The organism is Synechococcus sp. BSA11S (assembly GCF_014224355.1).
GTDB lineage: Bacteria > Cyanobacteriota > Cyanobacteriia > PCC-6307 > Cyanobiaceae > Regnicoccus_A.
The window spans coordinates 119,501-128,346 of record NZ_VNWP01000009.1 but is presented as its reverse complement, the minus strand read 5'-3'; the positions used below and the strand labels follow the sequence as shown (position 1 = coordinate 128,346).

Genomic DNA, 8,846 nt, shown 5'->3' with positions numbered 1-8,846 from the left:
TGATCGGCGTCAGTCGGGCATTGGGGTGGCTATGCATGGGGTGTGAGGTCTTGGGATGGGCGGTGACACCCCGACCCTGGCGACCTCACACCCAATCGTCAGCTGAACAACGTGGTGGGACTACACACCTAGGGAGGGACGACGGCTTTGAGATGGACCGGCCATTGTCCCTCCTAGAAGACTTGTCATACCAAGGGATCTCAGCTAAGGGGGACAGGGAGGACGGGGGGACCGGGGCTTCCGTATCTCTATCCGTACCCCACCGCACAACACACCCGGCTAACACCCAATGAGTAGTAAGTCAGAAAGAAGAAGTCCCCCTTCCCCCTTAAGGTGAAAACTCTTCGTGTGACAGGGAACTAAGGGAGGATTTCGCGGTCCTCCCCTTTGGTCCCCCGTCCTCCCTTAGAGATCCTTGTCAGCGCGGTACTCAACACCACCGCGACGTCCGCGCTGAGTCTGGCCTAAGCCTTGCTTGACTAGCGCTTGCATGGCGTCCTTGGCGATCTCAGCCGTCACCCCGCGCCTCTCGCTGGACTTCATCTGCTCGCGGATGGCCTTCCAGGGAACGAATGTCTTGGACTTCTGCGCGAGCTGGTGGATGCGGCGTTGGAGGTGGGTCAGCACTCCATTGATTTCGGACTGGTGTTGGTCTTCAACGATTTCCTGGAAATTCAGGGTCCAGTCATCAAGGAATTCCACGAGGTCAATAGCGGTCTGGATAGTGGCGGTAGAGATCAGGGCAGCGGCATCGAGGTGTTCGTGGATTCGGCGGGTGATGTGGAGCAACCCAGCGACCCGTAGGACTTTGGCTGCCTTCTTTCCAAGCAGGGCGGCGTGAGCGTTGCTGGGTGCCTCTAGTGCATCCTTGGCGGCATTATGCTCGTAGTTGCAGAACAGCTCGATGGCTTTCTCATCGAGGTTGTACGTGCATGGCTCTAGGCGCATGGCACCAGTGATATAGGAGGCCATGGTTTCTTCAGCGGCTTTAATGGCATCCATGGCTTCTTCGCGGATCTGTGTAGTCAACCGCCTGGTCATCGGCTTCATGATGACGAACAGGAACCGCGCCCAGCGGCCATCAGGGTCACCGCCTTTGAGGAGTTTACGTAGGACCTCGGGCTGGACGTTGCCGTAGACAGAGACGTGGCAGCGCTGATAGGTACGGTCACCAGAGCAGCGGATCTCGTTGCTGGCGTGGCCGTCGAAGACTTCTAGTAGCTGTTGGGCGTCACCACCAGAACCGCCGCGATAGGCGTTCAGGGAGGCGAGCAGTCCGGATAGTTCATCGCGGGCAATGAGGATACCAACGCCCGAAGTTTCCAGCTCACTAAGTAGGGAGTTAAGCGCTTCCCCGGTATAGCCACTGACATGGGTTGATATTTGAGGCGGCTGGTCGGGTCTAGGCAGTCCCTCTTCTTTGGCATATTTGCAGGCATCAATCCAGCTATTCTTTCTGTCTTCATTAATTTCACGGAACTTGCGGAGTAGCGAGATCGCTGGCTTCCTGATTGCAAGTTGAATCAATGGAGTCTTTTTCTGGCCTGACTGCCCTACCGTTGCAACATAGATATTGGGCGGAACGGTATAATCCGTGATCGGGTTTCCGCAGATATGAGTACCTAGTTGAACCGCCCCGCTCAGGCCGGAAAGGTAAGCCATAGCGACCACGTGGTCCTCATATGGCAGGTCGCTAAACCGCACCTGCATAGCCCTGGCAAGTTCAGCGGGGAACAGGCGGCTATATGTCAGGTCTGGCTTTTCCTCAGGAGCCACTTTAATGCTCAGGGTAGGAGCGACTGGATTCAGAGCACGAACTGGCGTATTCATGGTTTTGGGTTGATGAATTACGAAAACAGAGCAGACACGACCATCCCCTAGGCCATGGGATTTGTCAGTGACATAGGCCCATTCCTGCCCGTCGTGGCCGCCAATAAGATCACCAGGGCTTAAACCCGTTGGTGGTGCATAGGTTTGTCCTTGGCTGCAATGCACTTCAAGCCGTCCATCACTGCGTTGAGTGCAACGGCAGTCACCGCTCTTTGGTCCGGTGGCAGGACGCCCACAGATCCAGCACTTCGGCTTTGGGTTCTCCCACTTCAGGCGCTCCTGACCGCTGTCTGTGGTTCTTACCGCTGGCGTGTTCCCGGCCTTCTTGGCTGCTACCTTTGCTCTGGCACTAAGGAGCATCTGAAACCAGTTGTCGGGCAGCGTGGTGATTTGATTGGGATGGCCCGACCAGTGATAGCCACCACCATCGGGGTGAACGCCGAGGACAACGGCCTGGCAGTGATGACCGAGGAATTCAACCGCCTCCTGCTTGATGCCCTTTTCCTTGTTGGCATGAATCAATGAGAGGCTGAATTTGGTCCTGCCTAGGAGGTCTTGTTGCTCGGGCGTGAGGATGAAGGGGATCTTCCACCGAAAAACCACGGTGTCACCTTTATCGTCAACCCGATAAATCCTCCAGCCAATATCAGGACCTAGGGGATCGCAGCCCTCTCCCTTTACATAGTCAACGGCGGCCTTTCCGTCCAGATCAACTACATAGAGGTCTTTGCGTTCACAATGGATGCCAATTGCTCTGACCTGTGCCGATGTCATGTCGGCAATCTGCTCAGGGTCGTAATATCTGTATTGCCATCCCATCGCCGGTTCTGCCGGGTTCGGGTGGACTGGAACTTTGTAGCCGTTGACCGGTACGAGGTCAAATTGGCGGAGTGCAGCGAGTTGAGGCGTGAGCCCGACCTTGCCGCTTGTAGCGGATTTCATGGGGAATAGCGCGAGGGGTGGCCCTCCTTCCTCCTGCCGAGTTAAAATCCTGTGAGCGAAAACAGGTCAGTCTCGGCTGGCAAAAACGGCTCCCAGAAATGGGGGCCGTTTCTGTGTCTAGGTCGTAGAGATCGGGGCGCAGCCCACGCCTAGAGGGCTCCCTTACCCTATAACAAAACTGGTCGACTCGGTGCGCACTGCACTAACTGGACTAAGTAATCTGTATTCACCAAAAAAAACAGAACTAATGCATTCATGCTTCTGCCAGTTTATTGAACTGTGGCATCCTTTAAGACCGAAGGCGACTTGATACCGCTTTATCCTCTTCTTGTGACATAGAATCATGGGCAACTCCATTGTTAAGTTCAAGTATGAGTGGGAGCAAAGCCTTGCCCGCGACATAGAATCATGTGATTGGCAGGCTGAGCATGTATTCCTTGGTGTTCTGGTAATGGGCGCCAATACCCTTATCGATGGGCATCGTGTTCTGACCGGTGTAACACTTGATCAAGCAGTGGCTAAAAACAGGCCTATCAAGCAAGTCCAAGCAACGTGCCTGCTTTGACTGGTTCTTGAGATATGGGCAGTAGACGATGTGGGGCGGCGCGATTCTATCGCCGGTAAAATTACAGGTTCTCCCGTCTCGGTGGGGTCTCATAATGTGAAAACCCTGCAAAGACAGGTTCAGTTCTGTCACAAGTCTTGTCTGAGACTTGTCACGCAATGTAACTCGCTTGGCACGCTCGTGGCTGGCACTGTTTGGAATCACATAGGCTAAAAGGTCAGGTCAATGACCCCTCAGGCAGCAATCAAGCTTTTCAACATCATGACCAAGTCTGCCTTTTGGCATGGGCGGTTATTTTGCTGCTCTTGCCCGTTATAGGCCCAAGAACTTAAGGGACTGAGAGTCAAGCGTCTCGGCTCCCTTGGCTGGACTCAACAACGTATGAGCCACCACGGGGCTGCAGCGATGAACTGTTGTTGACCCTGGGATAAGTTCATCTAATGCCATTTAGTCCTTTTCCAAGGGAAGTTTTCCTGTAATATTTCCATGCTTCCCTTCTCTTGGCAGCATCCCGACGTCTCAGGTTTTCCTGAGTTATCAACGGAGGGGGCGGGATTCGAACCCGCGGAAGGTTTCCCTTCGCCGGTTTTCAAGACCGGAGCCATCAACCACTCGACCACCCCTCCAGGGGTCTGCCATCGGCCCGGAAGGCCGCTGACCGCGTCATTTTCCCATGGAGCCCCCAGCTCCTTCCACGCCAAGGAACCAGCGCAGCCTGATTCGGCGAGGATCGCAGTACGTTCTTGGCAGCCAGCCCGGATGCCATGGGATCAGACCCCGACTCAGCGGTGGATGCTCTGATGCATCGTCTGGAGCAGGACCCGGTGTTGCGGCAACGGCTTGAGGATGGCACCGATGAGCAGCTGATCGCCTCTGCCCATGATCTTGGCTTCGCGCTCCGGAGCCATGAGCTGGGGCAGATCCGTCACCGGATGCGTCTGCTTCAACTCGCGCTCGAGACCCGCCCCAGCCCCTGCGCTGACCATGACCTCCAGCAGATCATCATCGAGCTCACCGAGCTGCCCGGACCCGCCTGAGCAGGGCCTGATCTGGGGTGCGCGCACCTACGTGATGGGCGTGATCAATGTCACGCCCGATTCCTTCAGTGATGGTGGTCGCTTTGAGCGCCCCGACGCGGCGCTGCGCCAGGCCCGTCGGATGCTCCGCCAGGGGGCGGATCTGCTGGATCTCGGCGGCCAGAGCACCCGGCCGGGCGCAACGGAGATCGATGCTGAGGAGGAGCTGGCGCGGGTGCTGCCGGCCCTGGCCCTGATCCGCTCCGCCTGCTCCGATGCTGGTGGCCTCCGGGTCTCGATCGACACCTTTCGTGCGCCGGTGGCGGCAGCTGCTCTGGCGGCAGGAGCCCACTGGATCAATGATGTGAGCGCGGGACGCCGGGATCCCGAGATCCTCTCGGTGGTAGCTGAGTTCGGCTGCCCTTACGTGCTGATGCACAGCCGCGGCGACAGCCGCAGCATGGATGATCTGGCCACCTACACCGATGTGGTGGCCGAGGTGCGGGAGGACTTGTTCCGCGCCACCGACACCGCCCTGGCGGCCGGCGTTTCGGCCTCGCAGTTGATCTGGGATCCGGGCCTGGGTTTCGCCAAAACCACCGAGCACAACCTCTCCCTGCTCCGGGGGCTGGCCGTGTTGCGGCAGCAGGGCTTTCCCCTGCTGGTGGGGCCTTCCCGCAAACGCTTCATCGGAGCGGTGCTCAACCAGCCCAGCCCTCGCTCACGGTTGTGGGGTACCGCCGCCGTCTGCGCCCTGGCGATCGAGGCCGGCGCCGATGTCCTGCGCGTTCATGACGTGGGGCCGATCGTGCAGACGGCCCGGATGGTGGATGGAATCCGTGGTGTGCCCGGACCTGGACTTTGCTCTGGAAGCCGCAATCGTGCCTGAAGTCATCCGGTGCCTGGATTCCCCCTGCCCCACACGGATGCAGGCGAATTAGCCTCCCAGGACTGCAGAGCGACCCATGGATCGCAAGCCGGCTCAGGACTTCGTGATGTTCCTGCTGGGTGGGGCACTGTTTGCCTCAGGGATCTTTCTGTTCGCCAACCAGGTGATGGTGGGCTCCGGTGCGGTGCTGGGTTTTGGCGGTTTCTTCTCCTTCGGCCTCGGCGTGGCGTTTCTGTTGGCCGGGGTGAACCGGCGCCTGGGGTGGTTGCTGGTGCTGGACTGAAGTCGGACTTCAGCCTTTGTGGATCACCGGTTGTTGATCAATCGCACCCGGTTTGTTCACGTGCTCGATCTGGCCGAAGCAGATCGCCGTAGAGGTCCGGGCGGCGATCGGCGTGGTAGGTGGTTCCCTCCGGATGGGGGCGGTGGTAATCGCCCGGCACCAGATCGGCCAGCAGCAGGCAGGGCCGGTTTTCCGCTGTCAGCAGCAGGGTGCCATCGGGAGCACAGATCACGCTGTTGCCCAGGTAATGGGCCCAGGGCTCGCCCTCCACGGTCTCCAGGCCACAGCGGTTGGCATAGGCCACAAAGCAGAACTCCTGAAATGCATGGGCGGGCAGGAGGCTGCGCGACACATCCGGGTAGGGGGCCTCGGTGCGCCGGCCATCGCTGAGCCGGACCCAGATGTCGGCGGCGGTGGGAATCAGCACGAGCTGGGCCCCGCCCAGCGCCAGCAGGCGGGTGAGCTCCGGGAACTCGGCTTCGTAGCAATTGAGCAGGCCCACGCCAACGCCGTTGATGGGATGCACCGTGAAGGGCTCACCTTCCTCGTCGAACCGGTACCCCTCGCTCCAGAACAGGCGCTCATCGGGTCCCCAGAGGTGGGTCTTCCGGTAGTTCTTGAGCAGGGCCCCTGCGGCATCGAAGAGGGCGATCGCGTCGTAGAAGCGCTCCCTGCCCCCCACTTGGGCCCGCTCGGCGTAGGGGCAGGCGATGGCGACCCCATGGCGGCGAGCGCAGGCTGCCACACGCTCCAGGCTCCCACCGCCGACCGACTCGGCCAGTTGGCGCACCCGTTCGGGATCGCTGGCATAGCCGCTGAGGAACAGTTCGGGAAAGGCCACCAACTGGGCCCCCCTGCCGGCGGCGGCGGCACAGACCTGCTCGAGGCGCCGCAGATTCGCCTCCACCGCTGCGGGCGTGCCGGCACTTCCTTCGCCCTGCCAGATCGCCAGCCGCAATCCTTCACCCGGCTTTGGCGGCTCCGGCAGGACCCGGCACAGCAGCAGGGTCAGGGGAGGAAGGTCTGTGGTCAAGGAGTGCAGCGCAGGTCGAAGCGATCGAGGTTCATCACCTTGCTCCAGGCTGCCGCAAAATCAGCCACGAACCTGGCAGGGGAATCGTTCTGGGCATAGACCTCCGCCAGGGCCCGCAGCTGGGAGTTGGAGCCGAACACCAGGTCCACCCGGGTTCCGCTCCAGCGCAGCTCGCCGGTGCGGCGGTCACGGCCTTCGAAGGTATCGGCGAGCCCGTTCTCGCCGGGATCCGACATCGGCGTCCACACCGTGCCCATGTCGAGCAGATTCACGAAGAAGTCGTTGCTGAGGGTGCCCACCCGCTGGGTGAACACCCCATGGGCTGAACCGGCGGCATTGGCCCCCAGAACCCGCAGGCCGCCCACCAGCACCGTCATCTCCGGCGCGCTCAGGCCCAGCAGCTGGGCCCGATCGATCAGCAGCTCCTCGGCCCGCACGGCGAAGGCCCGCTGCTGGTAATTGCGGAAGCCGTCGGCCTGGGGCTCCAGCACCGCGAAGGAGGCGGCATCGGTCTGCTCCTGGGAGGCATCGCAGCGGCCCGGGCTGAAAGGCACCTCCACCATCTGGCCAGCGGAGCGGGCCGCCGCTTCCACGGCCGCGCATCCGCCCAGCACGATCAGATCCGCCAGCGATACCCGGGTGCCATCGGCCTGGGAAGCGTTGAAGCGCTCCTGGAGGCCTTCGAGCACCGCCAGGACCCGGGCCAGCTGCTCGGGCTGGTTCACCTCCCAGGCGTTCTGCGGGGCCAGGCGGATCCGGGCGCCGTTGGCACCGCCACGCTTGTCGGAACCACGGAACGTGGAGGCCGACGCCCAGGCGGTGGCCACCAGTTCCGGCACCGTGAGCCCTGAGGCCAGGACCTGGTCCTTGAGCTCCGCAATCGCGGCAGGTCCGACCAGCGGATGGTCGACGGCGGGGATCGGATCCTGCCAGAGGAGGTCTTCGTCGGGAACGTCAGGGCCGAGGTAGAGCGCCTTCGGGCCCATGTCGCGGTGGGTGAGCTTGAACCAGGCGCGGGCGAAGGTATCGGCGAAGGCCTGCTGGTCCTGGTGGAAGCGGCGGGCGATCGGCTCGTAGATCGGGTCGAAACGGAGCGACAGATCGGCCGTTGTCATCATCGGCCGGTGCCGTTGGCTGGGGTCATGGGCGTCGGGGATCAGGTGCTCCTGGCGCACATCCTTCGCCCGCCACTGCCAGGCGCCGTAGGGGCTTTTCTCCAGTTCCCACTCGTAGCCGAACAGCATCTCGAAATAGCCCCGGTCCCAGGTGGTGGGGTTGGGCTTCCAGGCGCCCTCGATGCCGCTGGTGGTGGCGTCGGCCCCCTTGCCGCTGCCGAACCGGTTGTGCCAGCCCAGCCCCTGCTCCTCGATCGGGGCCCCTTCCGGTTCCGGGCCCATCAGATCCGGCGAGCCGGCGCCGTGGGCCTTGCCGAAGGTGTGACCACCGGCCACCAGGGCGACAGTCTCCTCGTCGTTCATGGCCATGCGGGCGAAGGTTTCGCGGACGTCCCGCCCGGAGGCCACCGGGTCGGGCTCACCGTTGGGGCCTTCGGGATTCACATAGATCAGACCCATCTGCACGGCGCCCAGGGGCTGCTCCAGCTCCCGATCGCCGCTGTAGCGCTCATCGCCGAGCCAGGTTTCCTCCTTGCCCCAGTAGATGTCCTCCTCCGGCTGCCAGATGTCGGTGCGGCCGCCGCCGAAGCCGAAGGTGGTGAAGCCCATCGATTCCAGGGCGCAGTTGCCGGTCAGGATGATCAGATCGGCCCACGACAATCGGTTGCCATACTTCTGCTTGATGGGCCAGAGCAGGCGGCGGGCCTTGTCGAGATTGCCGTTATCGGGCCAGCTGTTGATGGGAGCGAATCGCTGGTTGCCTGTACCGCCGCCCCCACGGCCATCGGAGGTGCGGTAGGTGCCGGCGCTGTGCCAGGCCATGCGGATGAACAGACCGCCGTAGTGACCCCAGTCAGCCGGCCACCAGTCCTGGGAGTCGGTCATCAGAGCATGGAGATCCCGCTTCACGGCGGCGAGATCCAGCTCTCCGAAGGCCTCGGCGTAATTGAACGCTGCCCCGAGCGGATTGGAGGCCGGCGCGTGCTGGTGAAGGATCGCCAGGTTGAGCTGGTCTGGCCACCACTGCCTGTTCGACTGATCCCCGGCGGTGGTGGGTGCCCCGGAGCGGCCCGCAAAGGGGCACTGGCTGATGGCGGTCATCGACTGTCTCCTGGCAAGCGACGTGGGCTTGAGTCGTCCATCTCGACGGTATGCACAGGCGCCCTGAGGGTC

7 protein-coding genes and 1 tRNA gene are annotated in these 8,846 nt (G+C 61.7%); 4 read left to right on the top strand and 4 right to left on the bottom strand.

The window, feature by feature from the left end; all coding sequences use genetic code 11:
* Nucleotides 1-405: 405 nt before the first annotated feature.
* Complete coding sequence (locus FPZ61_RS09985) at nucleotides 406-2,772, bottom strand: DUF3987 domain-containing protein (RefSeq protein ID WP_185466075.1); 2,367 nt, start codon at nucleotides 2,770-2,772, stop codon at nucleotides 406-408.
* Between the two features lie 343 nt (nucleotides 2,773-3,115).
* On the opposite strand from FPZ61_RS09985, the gene FPZ61_RS09980 reads away from it, so the two are divergent.
* Nucleotides 3,116-3,337 (top strand): hypothetical protein, encoded by a 222-nt coding sequence (locus FPZ61_RS09980; RefSeq protein ID WP_185466073.1) that lies wholly within the window; start codon nucleotides 3,116-3,118, stop codon nucleotides 3,335-3,337.
* Nucleotides 3,338-3,878: 541 nt separating this feature from the next.
* Here FPZ61_RS09980 and FPZ61_RS09975 read toward each other — a convergent pair.
* A tRNA-Ser gene (locus FPZ61_RS09975) sits at nucleotides 3,879-3,963 on the bottom strand.
* A gap of 117 nt (nucleotides 3,964-4,080) precedes the next feature.
* Here FPZ61_RS09975 and FPZ61_RS09970 point away from each other — a divergent pair.
* From FPZ61_RS09970 to FPZ61_RS09960, 3 genes are all read left to right on the top strand, one after another.
* The gene (locus tag FPZ61_RS09970) at nucleotides 4,081-4,374 is read left to right on the top strand and encodes a Nif11 family protein (RefSeq protein WP_185474817.1); all 294 of its coding nucleotides are present in this window, start codon (nucleotides 4,081-4,083) and stop codon (nucleotides 4,372-4,374) included.
* A 34-nt stretch (nucleotides 4,375-4,408) separates the two neighbouring features.
* Nucleotides 4,409-5,242, top strand: coding sequence for a dihydropteroate synthase (folP, locus tag FPZ61_RS09965; protein WP_185466113.1), 834 nt, complete (start codon nucleotides 4,409-4,411; stop codon nucleotides 5,240-5,242).
* A 76-nt stretch (nucleotides 5,243-5,318) separates the two neighbouring features.
* A complete protein-coding gene (locus FPZ61_RS09960) occupies nucleotides 5,319-5,525 on the top strand; it encodes a hypothetical protein (protein ID WP_185466069.1) in 207 nt (68 codons plus the stop codon).
* Nucleotides 5,526-5,562: 37 nt separating this feature from the next.
* On the opposite strand, the gene FPZ61_RS09955 is transcribed toward FPZ61_RS09960, so the two are convergent.
* Both FPZ61_RS09955 and katG read right to left on the bottom strand, forming a co-directional pair.
* Nucleotides 5,563-6,558 (bottom strand): carbon-nitrogen hydrolase family protein, encoded by a 996-nt coding sequence (locus FPZ61_RS09955; RefSeq protein WP_255441515.1) that lies wholly within the window; start codon nucleotides 6,556-6,558, stop codon nucleotides 5,563-5,565.
* Complete coding sequence (gene katG / locus FPZ61_RS09950) at nucleotides 6,555-8,774, bottom strand: catalase/peroxidase HPI (protein WP_185466067.1); 2,220 nt, start codon at nucleotides 8,772-8,774, stop codon at nucleotides 6,555-6,557. Before katG ends, FPZ61_RS09955 begins: the two co-directional genes overlap by 4 nt.
* Between the last annotated feature and the right edge of the window lie 72 nt (nucleotides 8,775-8,846).

Bases quoted from the DNA above. Each gene is read 5' to 3' on its own strand.
- folP (WP_185466113.1), top strand. From the start codon at position 4,409: ATGGGCGTGATCAATGTCACGCCCGATTCCTTCAGTGATGGTGGTCGC.
- FPZ61_RS09980 (WP_185466073.1), top strand. From the start codon at position 3,116: ATGGGCAACTCCATTGTTAAGTTCAAGTATGAGTGGGAGCAAAGCCTT.
- FPZ61_RS09960 (WP_185466069.1), top strand. From the start codon at position 5,319: ATGGATCGCAAGCCGGCTCAGGACTTCGTGATGTTCCTGCTGGGTGGG.
- katG (WP_185466067.1), bottom strand. From the start codon at position 8,774: ATGACCGCCATCAGCCAGTGCCCCTTTGCGGGCCGCTCCGGGGCACCC.
- FPZ61_RS09985 (WP_185466075.1), bottom strand. From the start codon at position 2,772: ATGAAATCCGCTACAAGCGGCAAGGTCGGGCTCACGCCTCAACTCGCT.